The organism is Streptomyces sp. SN-593 (genome assembly GCF_016756395.1).
Classification (GTDB): Bacteria; Actinomycetota; Actinomycetes; order Streptomycetales; family Streptomycetaceae; genus Actinacidiphila; species Actinacidiphila reveromycinica.
Genome location: NZ_AP018365.1, coordinates 7101779 through 7119457, shown reverse-complemented (window position 1 = coordinate 7119457; position 17679 = coordinate 7101779). Strand labels below are relative to the sequence as shown.

12 protein-coding genes and 2 pseudogenes are annotated in these 17679 nt (G+C 74.4%); 7 read left to right on the top strand and 7 right to left on the bottom strand.

What is annotated here, in order from left to right:
- The first annotated feature begins 20 nt into the window (after positions 1-20).
- The 4 genes from RVR_RS30805 (at position 21) to RVR_RS30790 (ending at position 5696) form a co-directional block, all read left to right on the top strand.
- Positions 21-3047, top strand: coding sequence for a glycoside hydrolase family 2 TIM barrel-domain containing protein (locus tag RVR_RS30805; protein ID WP_202237174.1), 3027 nt, complete (start codon positions 21-23; stop codon positions 3045-3047).
- Positions 3044-3676 carry a GNAT family N-acetyltransferase gene (locus RVR_RS30800; RefSeq protein ID WP_202237173.1) on the top strand — a complete coding sequence of 211 codons (633 nt, stop codon included), beginning with the start codon at positions 3044-3046 and terminating at the stop codon, positions 3674-3676. Before RVR_RS30805 ends, RVR_RS30800 begins: the two co-directional genes overlap by 4 nt.
- Before the next feature lie 124 nt (positions 3677-3800).
- Positions 3801-4340: an SRPBCC family protein gene (locus RVR_RS30795; protein WP_202237172.1), complete on the top strand. Its 540-nt coding sequence runs from the start codon at positions 3801-3803 to the stop codon at positions 4338-4340.
- A gap of 183 nt (positions 4341-4523) precedes the next feature.
- Positions 4524-5696 carry an MBL fold metallo-hydrolase gene (locus RVR_RS30790; RefSeq protein ID WP_237405061.1) on the top strand — a complete coding sequence of 391 codons (1173 nt, stop codon included), beginning with the start codon at positions 4524-4526 and terminating at the stop codon, positions 5694-5696.
- A gap of 69 nt (positions 5697-5765) precedes the next feature.
- Here the strand turns inward: RVR_RS30790 and RVR_RS30785 are convergent, their stop codons facing one another.
- Positions 5766-7778, bottom strand: coding sequence for a M3 family metallopeptidase (locus RVR_RS30785; RefSeq protein ID WP_202237170.1), 2013 nt, complete (start codon positions 7776-7778; stop codon positions 5766-5768).
- A gap of 209 nt (positions 7779-7987) precedes the next feature.
- Between RVR_RS30785 and RVR_RS38745 the strand changes: the two genes are divergently transcribed.
- A complete protein-coding gene (locus RVR_RS38745; RefSeq protein WP_202237169.1) occupies positions 7988-9016 on the top strand; it encodes a saccharopine dehydrogenase family protein in 1029 nt (342 codons plus the stop codon).
- Positions 9017-9280: 264 nt separating this feature from the next.
- On the opposite strand, the gene RVR_RS30775 is transcribed toward RVR_RS38745, so the two are convergent.
- The 3 genes from RVR_RS30775 to RVR_RS30765 form a co-directional block, all read right to left on the bottom strand.
- The gene (locus RVR_RS30775; protein ID WP_202237168.1) at positions 9281-10075 is read right to left on the bottom strand and encodes an SAM-dependent methyltransferase; all 795 of its coding nucleotides are present in this window, start codon (positions 10073-10075) and stop codon (positions 9281-9283) included.
- Between the two features lie 67 nt (positions 10076-10142).
- Positions 10143-10394: a DUF397 domain-containing protein gene (locus RVR_RS30770; RefSeq protein WP_202237167.1), complete on the bottom strand. Its 252-nt coding sequence runs from the start codon at positions 10392-10394 to the stop codon at positions 10143-10145.
- 3 nt (positions 10395-10397) lie between these two features.
- Positions 10398-11222 carry a helix-turn-helix domain-containing protein gene (locus RVR_RS30765; RefSeq protein WP_202239398.1) on the bottom strand — a complete coding sequence of 275 codons (825 nt, stop codon included), beginning with the start codon at positions 11220-11222 and terminating at the stop codon, positions 10398-10400.
- Positions 11223-11487: 265 nt separating this feature from the next.
- On the opposite strand from RVR_RS30765, the pseudogene RVR_RS38005 reads away from it, so the two are divergent.
- Positions 11488-11718: pseudogene (locus tag RVR_RS38005) on the top strand (ATP-binding protein); the annotation flags it as partial.
- Between the two features lie 256 nt (positions 11719-11974).
- On the opposite strand, the gene RVR_RS30755 reads toward RVR_RS38005, so the two are convergent.
- Positions 11975-12793, bottom strand: a complete 819-nt coding sequence (locus RVR_RS30755) for an SGNH/GDSL hydrolase family protein (protein ID WP_202239396.1) — start codon at positions 12791-12793, stop codon at positions 11975-11977.
- A 313-nt stretch (positions 12794-13106) separates the two neighbouring features.
- Between RVR_RS30755 and RVR_RS30750 the strand changes: the two genes are divergently transcribed.
- Positions 13107-13967: a tyrosine-protein phosphatase gene (locus RVR_RS30750; protein WP_202237166.1), complete on the top strand. Its 861-nt coding sequence runs from the start codon at positions 13107-13109 to the stop codon at positions 13965-13967.
- Between the two features lie 49 nt (positions 13968-14016).
- Here RVR_RS30750 and RVR_RS30745 read toward each other — a convergent pair whose 3' ends face one another.
- Together RVR_RS30745 and dxs are read right to left on the bottom strand one after the other, a co-directional pair.
- A complete protein-coding gene (locus RVR_RS30745) occupies positions 14017-15453 on the bottom strand; it encodes an aspartate aminotransferase family protein (protein ID WP_202237165.1) in 1437 nt (478 codons plus the stop codon).
- A 227-nt stretch (positions 15454-15680) separates the two neighbouring features.
- Positions 15681-17618, bottom strand: a pseudogene (gene dxs / locus RVR_RS30740) (1-deoxy-D-xylulose-5-phosphate synthase); the annotation flags it as partial.
- Between the last annotated feature and the right edge of the window lie 61 nt (positions 17619-17679).

Below are 17679 nucleotides of genomic sequence, written 5' to 3'. Positions count from 1 at the left end.
GGATCACGAGGAGCAGCACCATGCACGAGGCGCCGTCCGGGCCGCTTCCGTACTACGAGGACCCCGGGCCGGGCACGGGGGCGCTGCCTCCGCGGGCGTGGACGGCGGTGTCCGACGCGCGCCGGGTCGATCTCGGCGGGGCCTGGCGGTTCCGGCTCTCGCCGACCGCGGACGGCGCGGACGACGCGTTCGCCCGGCCCGGCTTCGACGCCTCCGGCTGGGACGTCCTGCCGGTGCCCTCGCACTGGCCGCTGCACGGCCTGGGCGGGGGCGCGGGCGAGCGGGACGGCGGTGTCCCCGGCGCGCGCGGCGGGACCCCGGACTACGGGCGGCCGGCCTACACCAACATCCGCTACCCCTTCCCGATTGACCCGCCGCGGGTGCCGACCGAGAACCCCACCGGGGACCACCTGCGCGGCTTCGACCTGCCCGGCGACTGGCCGGGCGGGGCCGCGGTGCTGCGCTTCGACGGGGTGGACTCCTGCGCCCGGGTCTGGCTCAACGGCGAGGAGCTGGGCACCTTCAAGGGCAGCCGGCTGCCGGTGGAGTTCGAGGTCGGCGAGCTGCTGCGGCCGCGCGGCAACGTGCTGGCGGTGCGGGTGCACCAGTGGTCCTCGGGCAGTTACCTGGAGGACCAGGACATGTGGTGGCTGCCGGGCGTCTTCCGCGACGTCACGCTGATCGAGCGGCCCGAGGGCGCCGTCGCCGACTACTTCGTGCACTGCGCGTACGACCACCTGACCGGGAACGGCTCGCTGCGGGTCGAGTGCGATCCGCCGGGGGCCGTGACCGTACCGGAGTTGGGCCTCGACATCGCGACCGGCGAGACCGCGGTGGTCCCGGTGGAGCCGTGGTCGGCCGAGGCGCCGCGGCTGTACGACGCGGAGTTGGCCACCGAGGGCGAGCGCGTCCCGCTGCGGATCGGCTTCCGCACGGTCCGCGTCGAGGACGGTGTGCTCCAGGTCAACGGGCGGCGCGTGCTGTTCCGCGGGGTGAACCGGCACGAGTTCGACCCCGACCACGGCCGGGTGCTGGACCTGGAGACGATGCGCCGCGACCTGCTGCTGATGAAGCAGCACAACGTCAACGCCGTCCGCACCAGCCACTACCCGCCGCACCCGGCCTTCCTCGACCTGTGCGACGAACTGGGCGTGTGGGTGGTCGACGAGTGCGACCTGGAGACCCACGGCTTCGCCGAGGTGGGCTGGCGCGGCAACCCGGTGGACGACGAGCGGTGGACGCCCGCCCTGCTGGACCGGGCCGCCAGGATGGTGGAGCGGGACAAGAACCACCCGTCGGTGGTGATGTGGTCGCTGGGCAACGAGTGCGGCACCGGGCGCGGCCTGTCCGCGATGGCCGACTGGATCAGGCGGCGCGACCCGGCCCGCCCGATCCACTACGAGGGCGACCCGTCCTGCTCGGACGTGGACGTCTACTCGCGGATGTACGCCGACCACGCGGAGTGCGAGGCGATCGGCCGGCGCGCCGAGCCGCCGCTCCCGGACGCCGACGCGGACCGGCGGCGCCGGGCGATGCCGTTCCTGCTGTGCGAGTACGCCCACGCGATGGGCAACGGCCCGGGCGGCCTCACCGAGTACCAGCGGATCTTCGAGGCGCACCCGCGCTGCCAGGGCGGCTTCGTGTGGGAGTGGATCGACCACGGGCTGCGCCGGCGGACCCCGGACGGCCGCGCGTACTTCGCGTACGGCGGGGACTTCGGCGAGGAACTGCACGACGGCAACTTCGTCTGCGACGGGCTGCTCTTCCCCGACCGCACCCCCTCCCCCGGCCTGGTCGAGTACAAGAAGGTGGTCCAGCCGGTCGCGTTCACCGCGGACCTGGCGCGCGGCCTGCTGACGGTCACCAACCGCCATGACGTCGCTGACCTGTCCGCGCTGGCCTTCCGGTGGGTCTACGAGGTGGAGGGCGAACCCGCCGGCCAGGGGCGGCTCCACGTGCCCGCCCTCGCGCCGGGCGCGAGCGCGCGGGTGCGGCTGCCGGACGCGCCGCGGGCCGCGGCGGGCGCCGAGGCGTGCTGGACGGTGCGGGCGGTGCTCGCCGAGGACACCGCCTGGGCGCCGTCCGGCCACGAAGTGGCCTGGCAGCAGTTCGAGGTGCCGCGGCAGGCCGCCCCGGCGGGGCCGCCGCCCGGCGCCCGGCACCGCCCGCGGCGGGCCGGGGACGGACTGCTGCGGCTCGGCCCGGGCCGGTTCGGCGCCGCCGACGGCGTCCTGCGCTCCCTGGACGGCGAGCCGCTGGCACACGGCCCGCGGCTGGACGTGTGGCGCGCACCGACCGACAACGACCGCGGCACCCGGTGGCACCCGGACGGCCGGCTGGAACACCTGTGGCGCGAGGCCGGGTTCGACCGGATGCGGCACCGCGTCGACGGCGTGTCCCTCGGCGACGACGCGCTGACCGTCACCACCCGGGTCGCGCCCGCCGCCTCGGACCTGGGACTGCTGGCGGTCTACCGCTGGACGGCGGTCGGCGACGTGCTCGGACTGGACGTCGAGGTCGTCCCGCAGGGCCCCTGGACACTGCCGCTGCCCCGGCTCGGCATACGCCTCGGACTCAGCCCCGCGCTCGACGCCGTCGAGTGGTACGGCGGCGGGCCCGGCGAGGCCTACCCGGACACCCGGCGGGCGTCCCGGCTCGGCCGGTACCGTTCGACCGTGGACGCCCTCCAGACGCCGTACGTGCGCCCCCAGGAGAACGGCGCGCGGGCCGACGTGCGGTGGGCGGAGCTGCGCCGCGCCGACGGGTCGGGGCTGCGGGTGGCCGGTGCGCCGCCGTTCTGGCTGACCGCCCGGCCGTGGAGCACCGAGCACCTCGCGGCCGCCGAGCACACGTACGCGCTGGACCCGGGCGACGTGCTGTGGCTGCACCTGGACCACGCGCTCCAGGGGATCGGCAGCCACGCGTGCGGGCCCGAGGTGCTGCCGGAGTTCCGGCTGGATGCCGTGCCGTCCGCGTTCTCCCTCACCTTCACCCCGCTGCGCGCCGGCGAAGGAGCCGGTGCCGCCGACACCCCGGAGCGACCGTGACCGCCACGACCCCGTTCGTCCGCCCCTACCGTCCGGCGGACCTGCCCGCCCTCTACGCCATCTGCCTGCGCACCGCCGACGCCGGGCAGGACGCCTCCGCGTCGTACCGCGCGCAGGACCGCGACCTGGTCGGCGCGATCTTCGCGGCGCCCTACGCGGTGCTCGAACCCGGCCTCGCGTTCGTGGTCGACGACGGCAACGGGCAGGCGGTCGGCTACGTCCTCGGCACCGGTGACACCGCGCGGTTCGCCGAGCGGTTCCGGGCGGAGTGGCTGCCGACCGTCGCCGGGCGCTGGCCGGCGCCGGCGGACCCGGCCGCACCCGGCACGCCCGCCGAGGCGATGGCGGCGCTGCTGCACTCCCCCGAGCGGATGGTGCTGCCCGCGCTCGCCGGCTACCCCGCGCACCTGCACATCGACCTGCTGCCGCGGGTGCAGCGGTCCGGCCACGGGCGGGCCCTGATGACCGCGTACCTGGCCGCGCTGGCCGCGCAGGGGGTCCCGGCGGTGCACCTCGGCATGCTCACCTCCAACACCGCCGCCCGGGCGTTCTACGACCGGCTCGGCTTCCACGAGATCCCGGTGCCCTCCCCGGGCCCCCTCACGTACCTGGGCCGTGCCACGTCCTGACACTCCGTCCCGACACCCCGTCCCGACCCGTGTCCCGGCCCCTGTTCCGCGCCCGGCCGCCGGGCGCGGGGCGCGGCCGTTGTCGGTGCCCGCGCCTACGCTCGGCGGCAGGAGGTGCACACCGATGACCGACGAGTCCCCGTACGAGCCCGTGACGGTGTCGCGGGTGGTCCCCGCCCCGCCCGCGGCCGTCTTCCGCGTCCTCACCGACCCGACCCGGCACACCGACCTCGACGGCTCCGGCATGCTGCGCGGCGCCGTCACCGAGACCCCCGTCTCCCGCGTGGGCGACGTGTTCACGATGCGGATGTACTTCGCGGAGCACGGCCACTACGAGATGGACAACCACGTCGTGGAGTTCGAACAGGACCGCCGCGTCGCCTGGGAGCCCGCGGCGGGCCGCGGCCATCCCGGCCACCGGGCGCCGGGCAGCCGCTGGGGCCACCGCTGGACCTGGACCCTCGTCCCGGCCGGCCCCGACGCCACCCTCGTCACCGAGTCCTACGACTGCTCCCGCGCCCCGTCCGCCGAGCGCGCCGGCATGCGGGAGGGCCGGGTGTGGACCCGCAGCATGGAGCGCACCCTGGAACGCCTCGCCGACGCGGTCGACACCGCCCCCCTCCTGCCCGTGGACCCCGAGGACCCCGAGACCCTCGGGACGTAGCCGCCGCGCGACGCCCCGGCCCGGACGTGTACCGCCGGCCGGGGTACGCGGCGGTGCGGAATCGGTGGGAGGTCGTCCTCGGATGATCGACTGTGCGTGGAGTTTCGGGGAAGGGTCAGGAGGCAGGCCCGCATAATGGGGGGTGGCGGACACCCCGCCGTCCGACGATCGCCAGGAGGAGCCGTGACCGGCGCACGCCGACAGCCGTCCCGACTCGCGAAGCTGCGCCCCGCACCCTTCGGCGCGGACGCCGAGGGCGCACGGCTCGAACGCATCCTCGCCTCGCCCCACTACGCCGACGGGGCCTTCGTGAACCCCCTGGGCGCCCGTTCGACCCCGAGCGGGAGCATGCTGAAGGCGCTGCCCGCCAACCTCCGCAAGGACGCCCGGCAGGCCCGCCGGCCGGCCCGCCCGGTGCCGTTGTACCCCACGACCCTCGCCGACCTGGCCAAGCCGCCGGTCTCGGGCCTGCGGCTGACGTGGACGGGCCACTCCTCGGTGCTCGCCGAGATCGGCGGCCGGCGGGTGCTGTTCGACCCGGTGTGGGGCGAGCGCTGCTCGCCGTTCGCGTTCGCCGGGCCCCGGCGGGTGCACCCGACCCCGGTCCCGGTGGAGTCGCTGACCGGCATCGACGCCGTGGTGATCTCCCACGACCACTACGACCACCTCGACATGCCGACGATCGTCGCGCTGATCCGCGGCGGCGCGGTCTTCGTCGTGCCGCTGGGCGTGGGCTCGCACCTGGAGCACTGGGGGGTGCCGGCGGACCGGCTGCGCGAGCTGGACTGGCACGAGTCGACCGAGGTGGCCGGGGTGACCCTGACCGCCACGCCCGCGCGGCACTTCTGCGGGCGCGGCCTGCGCGGCCGGCAGCAGAACCTGTGGGCCTCGTGGGTGGCGACCGACGGCGTCCACCGGATCTACCACAGCGGCGACACCGGCTACTTCCCCGGCTTCGCCGACATCGCCCGGCTGCACGGCCCGTTCGACGCCACGATGATCCAGATCGGTGCCTACAGCGAGTTCTGGCCGGACGTCCACATGACTCCGGCCGAGGGCGTCCGCTCCCACCTCGACCTGTCCGGCGGCACCGCGCACGGCGTGATGCTGCCGATCCACTGGGGGACCTTCAACCTCGCGCCGCACGCCTGGTCCGACCCCGGCGAGGGCACCCTCGAAGCCGCCCACCTCGCGGGCGTACGGGCCGTCACCCCGCTGGTCGGCCAGCCCTTCGAGCCCGCCGAGCCGCCGGCCGCCTACCCGTGGTGGCGCGAGGTCGCCGTCACCCCCGAGGCTGGCTGGGCCCCCTGGCCGCCGCCGGCCCCCGCCGAGAAGGACCACCTCGCGGGCACCTGACCGCCCCGCGGCGCCGGGCCGTCCGCGGTCCCCGGCGCCGCGGCCGCCGGGGACCGCGGACGGCTGGACCTACCGCAGGCCGCGGCGGGCGAGGAGCGGCTCGATCCGCGGCGCGCGGCCGCGCACCGCGGCGAACGCGGCCATCGGGTCCCTGCTCCCGCCCCTCGCCAGCAGCTCGCGCCGGAAGACCTCCCCGTTGGCGCGCCGCATGCCGCCGTGCGTCTCGAACCAGTCCACCGTGTCCGCGTCCAGCACCTCGCTCCAGATGTAGGAGTAGTAGCCCGCGCTGTAACCGCCGCCGAAGACGTGCGTGAAGTACGTGGTGCGGTAGCGCGGCGGGATCGCGGGCAGGTCGATCCCGGCCGCGGCCAGCGCGCGGGCCTCGAACTCCAGCGGGTCGCCCGGGTCGGCGCCGGCCGGCAGCGAGTGCCAGGCCCAGTCCAGCAGCGCCGCCGCCAGGTACTCCACGGTCGCGAAGCCCTCCCCGAACCGCGCGGCCTCCAGCATCCTGGCCACCATGCCCTCCGGCATCGGCTCGCCGGTCTCGTGGTGGCGGGCGTACCGCGCCAGCACCTCGGGCCAGGTCGACCACATCTCGTTGACCTGGGAGGGGTACTCGACGAAGTCGCGCGGCACCGCCGTACCGGAGAAGTACGGGTAGCGCACGTCGGAGAAGAGCCCGTGCAGCGCGTGACCGAATTCGTGGAAGAGCGTGTCGACCTGACTGAAGGTCAGCAGCGCCGGCTCGCCGGGCGCGGGCCTGGCGATGTTGTGGTTGTTGACGATCACCGGCCGGCGGTCCAGCAGGCCGCACTGCGCGACCAGCGCGTTCATCCAGGCGCCGCCGCGCTTGGTCGGCCGGGCGAAGAAGTCGGCCAGGAACAGCCCCAGGCCGCTGCCGTCGGCGTCGAAGACCTCGAAGACCCGCACGTCGGGGTGATACCCGACCAGGTCGGGCCGCTCGGTGACGGTGATGCCGTACACCTCGTGGGCGGCGTGGAAGACGCCGTCGCGCAGCACCGCCTCCAGTTCGAGGTACGGGCGCAGCGCGGCCTGGTCGACGGAGTGGCGCTCCCTGCGGACCTTCTCCGACCAGTACGCCCAGTCCCACGCCTCGATGGGCCCGCCGGCGGCCTCGGCGAGGGACTCGGCCTCGCGGCGGGCGTTGGCCACGGCGGGCGGCACCAGGCGCTCCAGCAGGTCGGTGACGGCCGCGGTGCTGCCCGCGGTGGTGTCGGCCACGGTGTAGGCGGCGTGGCTGGGGTGGCCGAGCAGCGCGGCCCGCTCGGCGCGCAGCGTGGCGAGGGTGACGGCGAGCGGGCCGTTGGTGTCCTGGGCCCGGTCCATGGCGGCGGCCAGCAGCCGGCGGCGGACGTCGCGGTCGTCCAGGAGCGCGAGTTCGAGCTGGTTGGTGAAGTTCCGCAGGCTCAGCACCCACTTGCCCTCGTGGCCCAGTTCGCGGGCGTTCGCCGCGGCGGCCGCGACCGCGTCCGCGGACAGCCCGGACAACTGCGCGGGGTCGTCCAGCACGAGCGCGCCGTCCCTGCCGGCGGCCAGCACGTTCTGGCCGAACTCGGTGCGCGCGGCGGCGATCGAGGCGTTCAGCTCGCGCAGCCGGGCCCGGTCCGGCTCGGACAGCTCGGCCCCGGCGCGGACGAAGTCGGTCCGGTAGCGCTCCAGCAGCCGCAGCGACTCCGGGTCGAGGCCGAGGTCCGCGCGCGCCTCGTACAGCGTCCTGATCCGGGCGTTGAGGGCCGGGTCGAGGTACACCTCGTCGGCGTGGGCCGCCGTCATCGCGCTGACGCGGGCCTCGATCTCCCGCAGCCCGTCCGTGACATGCGCCGCCGCCTGGTTGTCGTAGGCCGCCCGCACCCGTGCCAGCAGTTGCCCCGAACGCTCCAGCGCCTCCACGGTGTTCGCGAAGGTGGCCGGCGCGGGGTCGGTGGCGATCCGCTCGACCTCCGCGGTGTGCTCGGCGATGCCCCGCTCGAACGCCGGCAGGTAGTGGGCGTCCGCCAACTCGGCGAAGGGCGGCAGGCCGTAGGGCAGCGGGCTCGGTTCCAGCAGCGGGTTCGTGGTCACCTTGCGACCCTATACAGCCGGTCCGGCCCGCACCCCGGCGCTTTCGGGTACGGGCCGGATCCCGCCCCCGTGGCCGACGCGGCCACCCCGGCACCGCGCCGCGCCGCGTGCCCCGTCCACCTGCCGAACGCCTGGATAGCGGCCTGACAGACCGCGCGTGTACGGTTCCGGTCAGCTCTCGCAGCACCGCCGCGGAAGGATCGCACCCCATGACCTGGCTGTTGTACGGGGCCACCGGGTACACCGGTCGCCTGATCGCCCGGCGTGCCGTCACGCAGGGCCTGCGTCCCGTGCTGGCCGGTCGCAACGCGGCCAAGCTGGTTCCGTTCGCCGCCGAACTCGGCCTGGAGCACCGGGTGTTCGACCTGTCCGAGCCCGCCGCGGTGCGCCGGGGGCTCAAGGACGTGACGGCGGTGGCGCACTGCGCGGGCCCGTTCGTCCGCACCGCGCTGCCGATGGCGCACGCGTGCCTGGAGACGCGGACGCCCTACCTGGACATCACCGGCGAGATCGACGTGTTCGAGTCGCTGCACGCGCTCGGTGCCCGCGCGGAGGCGGCCGGGATCACCCTGCTGCCGGGCGCGGGCTTCGACGTGGTGCCCACCGACTGCGTGGCGGCGCTGCTCGCGGCCAGGCTGCCGGACGCGACCCAGCTCGACCTGGCGTTCCTGACCGGCGGCGGCCCCAGCCCGGGCACCGCGCGGACCATGGTGGAGGGCACCCCCGACGGCGGCCGCATCCGCAGCGGCGGGGAGATCCGCTCGGTGCCGCTGGGGTCGCGCCAGGTGCGGGCCGCCTTCCCGTCGGGGGCCCGCACGGTGGTGTCGATCCCGTGGGGCGACGTGAGCACCGCCTACCACTCCACCGGCATCCCGGACGTGACGACGTACACCGCGATGCCGCAGGCCGTGGTCGCCGCGTCCCGGGCGGTACGGCTCGGCCCGCTGCGCGGCGCGGTGTCGGGCGTGGTGGGACGGCTGGTGCGCGGGCCGGGCGAGCGGCGGCTCGCGGGCAGCCGGTGCGAGGTGTGGGGGCAGGCCACGGACGCCGCGGGGAACCGGGCGGCCGCGACGCTGACCGGCCCGAACCCGTACCGGTTGACGAGCGACGCGGTCCTGCGGATCGTGCAGCGGCTGCCGGAGCTGGCGACCGGCTTCCAGACCCCGTCGCGCGCGCTGGGCGCGGACTTCGCCGCGTCGCTGGAGGACGTCACGGTCGCGGTGGAGACGGCGCGCTGAGCCACACGGGGGCGGCACGGGCGGCGGGGGGCCAGTCGGGGCTGCACGGGCCGGGCGGGGGCCGGCGCGGACGGGCGTGCGCCGTGGCATGAAGCGCCGCCGGAGGGAGCCCGGCCCGGAAAGAGGCCGTTCCGGCAACGGGCGTGGGGCCCGGAAAGAGGTGTGGGGCCCCGCCGGTCGGCCCTCCCGGACGTGTCCTTCCCCTGACACGGTCCGGGCGCCCCGGCAGGGCCCCTGTCTGGTGCGGCCCGCTGCGCGCGGGGCTCAGCGCCTGCGGCCGATGGCCCCGTAGACGCCGACCGGCGGCGTGTCCTCGGGCACCTCGTTCCGCCAGTGGTTGACCTGGACCAGGCCCGGCTCGACCAGTTCGAACCCGCCGAAGAGGTCCAGCACCTCGGCGTGGGTGCGCGGGGTGAGCAGCGCGGTGGCCTTCTTGTAGACCGTGGTGACCTCGTCGGCCTTGCCGGCGTTGAAGTCGGCGGTGGCGTGCGAGAGCACCAGGTAGCTGCCCTCGGGCATGGCGTCGCGCAGCGTGGCGACGGTCTCGCGCGGGTTCTCCTCGTCGGTGACGAAGTGCAGCACCGACACCAGCATCAGGGCGACCGGCTGTCCGAAGTCGATCAGCTCCCGGATGGTGGGGTGGTTCAGGATCGTCTGCGGGTCGCGCATGTCGGCGAGGAAGAAGCCGGTGTTGCCGGTGCCGAGCAGTCGGGCGCCGGCGTGGGTGGCGACGATCGGGTCGTTGTCGATGTAGGCGATCCGGGCGTCGGGCGCGACCGAGTGGGCGATCTCGTGGGTGTTCGGCGAGGTCGGGATGCCGGTGCCTATGTCGATGAACTGGCGCACCCCGTGCTCGGCGAGGTAGCGCACCGCCCGCTGGAGGAAGTCCCGGTTCGCGCGGGCCCCGACGACCACCTCGGGCACGGCGTCCACCACGCGGTCGGCGGCTTCCCGGTCCACCTCGTAGTTGTCCTTGCCACCGAGGTAGTAGTCGTACATCCGGGCCGGGTGCGGCCGGGATGTGTCGATCTCACCGGCGGGAAAGCCCTGCTCGGTCACGCGGTCCTCCGCTTCGTCGTGTCCTGGTCGGGGTGTCGGAGCCGGCCGGGCCGGCGTCGGGTCCCGGTCATCCGAGCAGGAAGTCCGCGTCGCCGGCCTTGGCGCCCTGGATGAACGAGGTGATCTCGTGGTTGGTGTAGATGAGCGCGGGGCCCTCGGGGTCGGTGGACTGGCGCAGCGCCACCCGGCCGTCGTTGAGGCGCTTGGCCTCCACGCAGGAGCCGCCGTTGCCGCCGCTCCAGGGCTTCCGCCAGCCGTCCGCGCCGAGTTCCGCGGCGGGCATTCCGTTGTAGATGCTGTCGTTGGTGACGCGATCCATGGTTCAGATCTCCTTGCGCATGCCATCGAGGATGGCTTTGGTGCTCTGTGCCGGCGCTGCCTGCGCGCACATCCGGTCGAGGGCCTCGAGGAAGGTGGACACGTCGTCCCGGTCGTCGAAGTAGGCGCCGCCCACCAGACTCTCGGTGTAGGCGATGTCCGGGATCTCCTTGAGCTGGAACCGGAAGATGTGGAACGGCCCGTACATGGCCGGGTGCGGGCCCGCGGCGAACGGGATCACCTGGAGGCGCACGTTCGGCAGGTCGGCGGCGTCCATCAGGGCACCCACCTGCTCGCGCATCACCTTCGGGCCGCCGATCGGCCGGCGCAGCACCGTCTCGTCCATCACGACCCACAGCAGCGGCGCCTCGGCGCGGGAGAGCAGCGCCTGCCGCTCCACCCTCAGCGTGACCAGCCGGTCGATCTCCTCGGATGTGGCGTTGGGCAGGCCGGCACGCAGCACGGCCTGGGCGTAGCTGGGGACCTGGAGCAGTCCGGGGACGTAGTGCGGTTCGTAGGCGCGGATGACCGACGCCTCGCCTTCGAGGCTGACGAAGGCGCTGAACCACTCGGGCAGCACGTCGCGGAAGTTGTGCCACCAACCGGGCCGGTTGGCCTCGCGGCACAGCGCGAGGAAGCCGCCGATCTCGTCGGGGGCGGTGACCCCGTACGTGGTGAGCAGCTTCTCGACGTACGGGATCTTCAGCCCGACTTCTGCCTTCTCCATCCGCCGGATCGTGGCGTGTGTCACATCAAGGGCGCGCCCGGCCTGCTCGAAGCTGAGGCCGGCCTTCTCACGGAGGTCCTGGAGTCGCTTGCCGAGCACCATGCGCAGGACCGTCGGCGCACCGCCCGGCCTGGGGTCCATCACGTGCCTCAACCTCCAACTCCCTTGACTGACAAGCAGTGTGTCATGACGTCAGCGCCAGGAACAGCATGTTCTGTCGATTCTGTAATTTACAGTTCGGACCTTGCCATGTGTCCAGGGCGGGGCCCATAGTTACGGGGTGGTCCTTTCAACTCACGCCCTCCGACCCGGACACCGGGCGGACGTCCGCGCCTGTACGCGCCAGGACGTCTTCCGGTTGCCCGCGATGAGCGCGTCCGTGGCGGACGCCCGCGCCCGGATACGGGCCCGGCTGCGGGAATGGGGCGCGGACGCGGAACTGAGGGACGACGCCGGCCTGGTGGTGACCGAGCTGTTCACCAACGCCGTCCGGCACACCGACAGCCGGCAGATCACGTGCGCGCTGCGCGACGTCGGCTCGGCGGTGCGGCTGGAGGTGACCGACCAGGGGTGCGGCGGCGCGAGCCCGGTGCCCTGTACGGCCACCGACGACGAGGAGGGCGGCCGCGGCCTGCTGCTGGTGAGCGTGCTGGCGACGGCCTGGGGCTCCGACCCCGCAGCGGACGGCACGGGGGCGCGTGGTGTGGGCCGAACTGGCCGCACACCACGCGCCCCGCTGACATACCGGGCACGCGCCCCGCTGACGCACCGGGCAACGCACCGCCTCTCCCGCGCCACCCGCCCCGCCCGACCGGGAGCGACCGCTCACCGCTCCGGCGAGCGGCCGGCCCCGATCAGCGGCAGGACTCCAGTCGGGCGGGCTCCAGCGGCAGCAGTTCCGGCCGCTTGGGCAGCACGTCGTCGCCGGAGGACTCCCCGCGCAGCCGGCGGCCGATCCACGGCACCAGGTACTCGCGGGCCCAGTGGAGGTTGTCCTTCCGGACCTGCGCGGGCAGCCGGAGCGGCTCGGGCGGCCAGGGCAGGTCCGGGTCGGACGGCGTCTCGATCCCGAGCACCTGGGCGGCGCGCAGCGCCACCCGCGCGTGCCCGGCCGAGGACAGGTGCAGCCGGTCCTCGCTCCAGGCCCGCCGGTCGTGGATGGACCTCAGCGACCACAGGTCCAGCACCGGGCAGCCGTAGCGGTCGGCGACCGCCCGGATGTGCGCGTTGTACGTCGCGATCTTGCCGCGCAGCAGGCCCAGCACGGGCACCCCGCGGGTGTCGAAGCCGGTGCAGACCAGCACCGTGCCCACCACCGCGCGCAGGTCCGCCACCGCGCCCTCGAACCGCTCGGCGAGCGCGTCGGGGTCGCTGCCCGGGCGCAGGATGTCGTTGCCGCCGGCACAGAAGGTGACCAGGTCGGGCGCGAGCGTCACCGCCCGGGGCACCTGCTCGTCGATGATCCGGTCCAGCAGCCGGCCGCGCACCGCGAGGTTGGCGTAGCGGAAGGCGCCGGGCGGGCCGCCCTCGGCCCGGCGGCCGGCGAGCAGCCCCGCCAGCCGGTCCGCCCACCCCACGAACGCCTCGCCGGGCCCGGGGTCGCCGACGCCCTCCGTGAAGCTGTCCCCGACCGCCGCGTACGACCCGAACCCGGCCGCGGCGGGCGCGAGCACGAGGCCCGGTCCGCTCGTCGGCCCGTGCGGCGCCGGTCGCTCCCCGTCGGTCTCTCCGTAGTCGTCTGTTGTCCGCGTATCGTCAGCCACGTCGCACCATTTTTCTCCTCGGCCTGTGACCTACGCGACCGTAAGGACGGGTTGACGGCACGTGATTCATCCCACCCGCCCGCCGCGCGGCAGGCCGCCGCCGGCGGAACGAGACGGACACGTACCGGTCGGTACGCGTTTGCCCGTGCTGCCGTATCTTGGCGGTGGCCATGCGCGCCCGCAGGGGACGCACGCACGCGACGCAGAGACGAGGGAGCACCGGGTGACGCAGGACGTACGGCAGCCCGCCACGACCGGTCCGGAACCCCGGCTGACCGGGGTACGCAACTTCCGCGACGTGGGCGGGCTGCCCACCGCCGACGGCCGGCGGGTGCGGCCGGGGGTGCTCTTCCGCAGCGGCCACCTCGCGCACGCCGACGAGCAGGACACGGACTTCCTCGCCTCACTCGGGCTGCACACGATCTTCGACTTCCGCAACGGCGACGACATCGCGCTGGAGGGCCCGGACGTCACGCTGCCGGGCACCCGCAACATCAACCTCCCGCTCAGCGATCCCGCGCAGCACGCCGGCTTCTGGCACACCGTCCGCGACGGCGACCTCGCGGCGCTGCACGCGGCGCTCGGCGACGGCCGGGGCGCGCGGCGGATGGAGGCGTCCTACCGCAAGCTCGTCCTGGAGCGCACCTCGGAGCACGGCCGGATGCTCGCCCTGCTCGCCGGGACGGCGGCCGACCAGGACCCGGCCGGGGGGCCCGCGCAGGGCGCGGCCGTCCCGGCGCTGCTGCACTGCGCCGCCGGCAAGGACCGGGCCGGTACCTCCATGGCGATCATCCTGCTGGCCCTGGGCGTGCAGCGGCCCGCGATCGAGGCGGACTACCTGGAGAGCAACGCCCGGCACCGCCGCTACAAGGTGGTGCGCGGCGACGGCAGCACCGGCACCGCGATCGACCCGGAGGTCCGCGCGCTGCTCGACCCGCTGTTCGAGGCCCGGATCGAGTACCTGCGGGCCGCGTTCGACACGATCGACGAGCGCTGGGGCTCGGTGGACCGCTACCTGGAGGAGGGCCTGTGCCTGGGCCCCGCGGCCCGCACCCGCCTCCAGGACCACCTGCTGACCGGTTGAGCCGCTCCCCCGTGGCGCCGGCGCGCGGCGCCACGGGGGACCGCGCGTTCTACCGGTTGGCCACCGCCTGCTTCACCAGGGTGCGGCCGAAGTCCCACATCAGACCGCCCCCGCCGTGCGCGTCGTCCATGACGTCGGTGAAGGCGTTCACGAAGCGGTCGATGTCCGCCTCGTCGACCACCAGCGGCGGGATCAGCTTGATCACCTCGATGTGGTCCCCGGAGACCTGGGTGAGGATGCGGTGCCGCTGGAGCAGCGGCACCACCACCATCTGCGCGAACAGGCCCTTGCGGGCGGCCTGGAGCATCGTCCAGCGGCCGCGCAGCTTCAGCGACTTGGGCCGGCCGAACTCGACCGCGACCATCAGGCCGCGGCCGCGCACGTCCTTCAGCAGTTCGTACTCGTCGACGAGCGCGGCCAGCCGGGTGCGCAGCAGGTCGCCCATCCGCCGGGAGTTCTCGACCAGTTGCTCGTCCTCCATCACCGAGAGCGTGGCCAGCCCCGCGACCATCGCCTGCGCGTTGGAACCGTAGCTGGCGGAGTGCACCAGCACCCGGTCCATGGAGGAGTAGACCTTCTTGAAGATCCAGTCCCGGCCGAGCGTCGCGCCCACCGGGACGTAGCCCCCGGAGAGCGTCTTCGCCACCGTCAGCAGGTCGGGCTCGACGCCCTCCTCCTGCTGGTAGGCGTAGAAGGTCCCGGTGCGGCCGATGCCGGTCTGCACCTCGTCGCAGATCAGCAGGGCCTTGTGGGCGCGCAGCAGCGACTGGGCGGACCGCAGGTACCCGGCCGGGGGGATGTACACACCGTGCCCCTGGATCGGCTCCACGATCATCGCCGCCACGTCGCCGCGCTTGAGCTCGCGCGCCAGCGCGTCCAGGTCGCCGACCTCGATCTCGGTGTCGGGCAGCAGCGGGGCGAAGCCGTCCTGGAAGCCCTCCTCGCCGTTGACCGACAGCGAGCCGGTGGTCAGGCCGTGGAAGGAGTGCTTGCAGTACAGCACCCGGGGCTTGCCGGTGGCGTACCGGGCGAACTTCAGCGCGGTCTCCACCGCCTCGGTGCCGCTGTTGCCGAAGAACACCCGGTCCAGGTGCGGGGTGTAGGAGAGCAGCTTCTCCGCGAGCAGCCCGGGCAGCGGCTGGCAGTCGAACCGGGTCAGGTCCGGCAGCCCGGCGTCCAGCACGTCGTGCAGCGCCTTGCGGACCACGGGGTGGTGGCGGCCGACGCCCATCACACCGAACCCGGCGAGCATGTCCAGGTAGTCGTTGCCCTCGGCGTCCCAGAAGTGCGCGCCCTCGGCCCGCTCGTAGAACTTGTCGAAGCCGATGGTGTGCAGCATCCGCGGCAACTGGTGGTTCAGGTGCTTGCCGTGCAGGTCGTACCGCTCACCGCCCCGCTCCGCGAGAAGGGTGCCCAGGTCGAACCCCTTCGGCTGCCCACCGGGAACCGGGCTGCCCGGCTCGGGCGTCGGGTCGGACGATGTCATCGCTCACCTGCTCCTCGTGTGCGTGGGGTGCTGCCACCCGAAGTATGCGCCGCCGAGGCGTCTTCGGGACGTGCCGGGTCGGCCTGGCCGGGGACCTTCCCGGCGCCGGCCGCGGACGGGGACGCGGGGCCCTGCTCGCGGGCGTCGCCGGGGCCCGAGGCGGCACGGGCGCCCGAGGCGGCGGCGCCCGAAGCGGCGGCGCCCGAAGCGGCGGCGCCCGAGGCGGCACGGGCGCCGGAAGCACCGCGGGCCTCGGTGCCGCTACCGGACGGCTGCCCGGCGCGCGCGGCCAGCCGCAGGAAGGACGCGCCGACGGACCCGGCGATCTCCGCCGGGACCAGCCCGATGTCCGCCAGCACCTCGCCGCGCTTGGCGTGCGCGAGGAACTGCGGCGGGATGCCGAAGTCGCGCAGCGGCACGTCCACCGACGCGTCCCGCAGCGCCTGCGCGATCGTCGAGCCGACGCCCCCGACCCGCCCGTTGTCCTCGACGACGGCCACCATGCGGTGCCCGGCGGCGAGTTCGGTCAGCGCCGGGTCGACCGGCTTGACCCAGCGCGGGTCGGCCACGGTGACGCCGATGCCCCGGCCGGTCAGCAGTTCGGCCACCGACAGGCAGGTCCCGGCGAGTGCGCCGACGGACACCAGCAGCACGTCGGGCCGCAGGTCCCCGGCCGGCCGGGCCAGGACGTCCACACCGCCCACCCGCTCCAGCGCGGGCACCGCCTCGCCCGCAGTCTCCTTGGGGAAGCGGACGACGGTGGGCGCGTCGTCCACCGCGACCGCCTCCCGCAACTGCGCCCGCAACTGGTCGGCGTCGCGCGGCGCGGCGATCCGCAGCCCGGGCACCACCTGGAGGATGGACATGTCCCACATGCCGTTGTGCGAGGCGCCGTCCACCCCGGTCACCCCGGCGCGGTCCAGGACGAAGGTCACGCCGCACCTGTGCAGGGCGACGTCCATCAGCACCTGGTCGAAGGCCCGGTTGAGGAACGTGGCGTAGACCGCGACGACCGGGTGCAGCCCGCCGGTGGCCAGGCCCGCGGCCGAGGTCGCGGCGTGCTGCTCGGCGATGCCGACGTCGAAGACGCGGTGCGGGTAGGCGGCGGCGAACTTCGCCAGGCCCACCGGCTGGAGCATCGCCGCGGTGATGGCGACCACGTCCGGCCGCTCGGCGCCGATGGCCACCATCTCCTCGCCGAACACCGAGGTCCAGCTCGGCCCCGCGGAGGGGGCCAGCGGCCGGCCGGTCGCCGGGTCGATGGCGCCGACGGCGTGGAAGTGGTCCGCCTCGTCCTGCTCGGCGGCCGCGTAGCCGCGGCCCTTCTCGGTGAGGCAGTGCACCAGGACCGGCCCGTGGAAGCGGCGGGCCCGGCGCAGTGCGGACTCCATGGCGTCGATGTCGTGGCCGTCGATCGGCCCGAGGTACTTCAGCCCCAGGTCCTCGAACATGCCCTGCGGGGCGAAGGCGTCCTTGAAGCCCTTCTTCGCGCCGTGCAGCGACTCGTAGAGCGGCTGGCCGATCACCGGGGTCTGCTGGAGGAGCTGCTTGCCCCAGGACAGGAAGCGCTCGTAGCCGTCGGTGGTGCGCAGGGTGGACAGGTGGTTGGCCAGGCCGCCGATGGTCGGCGCGTAGGAGCGCTCGTTGTCGTTGACCACGATGATCAGCGGGCGGTCCCGGGCGGCGGCGATGTTGTTCAGCGCCTCCCAGGCCATGCCGCCGGTCAGCGCGCCGTCGCCGATCACCGCGACCACGCGGTCGTCGCTGCCGCGCACCTCGTTGGCCTTGGCGAGGCCGTCGGCCCAGCCGAGCACCGTGGAGGCGTGGCTGTTCTCGATCACGTCGTGCTCGGACTCCGCCCGCGAGGGGTAGCCGGACAGGCCGCCCTTGCTGCGGAGCTTGGAGAAGTCCTGGCGTCCGGTGAGCAGCTTGTGCACGTAGGACTGGTGGCCGGTGTCCCACAGGATGCGGTCGGCGGGTGAGTCGAAGACGCGGTGCAGCGCGATCGTCAGCTCCACCACGCCGAGGTTCGGGCCGAGGTGGCCGCCTGTCCTGGCGACCGCGTCGACGAGGAAGTGGCGGATGTCGGCCGCGAGTTCGTCGAGCCGGCCGTCGGGCAGTGCCTTCAGGTCGCGCGGGCCTTTGATGTGCTCCAGCATCGACATGCGTGGACCTCGTTCCTGCCGGGATTGCGGTGGATCGCCGGCCGCTGACCGGCCGGTGGCA

What these genes read in the sequence shown, in the direction of transcription:
- RVR_RS30770 (WP_202237167.1), bottom strand. Translation starts at nt 10,394, where the DNA reads ATGGATCGCGTCACCAACGACAGCATCTACAACGGAATGCCCGCCGCG.
- RVR_RS30765 (WP_202239398.1), bottom strand. Translation starts at nt 11,222, where the DNA reads ATGGTGCTCGGCAAGCGACTCCAGGACCTCCGTGAGAAGGCCGGCCTC.
- RVR_RS30805 (WP_202237174.1), top strand. Translation starts at nt 21, where the DNA reads ATGCACGAGGCGCCGTCCGGGCCGCTTCCGTACTACGAGGACCCCGGG.
- RVR_RS30795 (WP_202237172.1), top strand. Translation starts at nt 3,801, where the DNA reads ATGACCGACGAGTCCCCGTACGAGCCCGTGACGGTGTCGCGGGTGGTC.
- RVR_RS30745 (WP_202237165.1), bottom strand. Translation starts at nt 15,453, where the DNA reads ATGACATCGTCCGACCCGACGCCCGAGCCGGGCAGCCCGGTTCCCGGT.
- RVR_RS38745 (WP_202237169.1), top strand. Translation starts at nt 7,988, where the DNA reads ATGACCTGGCTGTTGTACGGGGCCACCGGGTACACCGGTCGCCTGATC.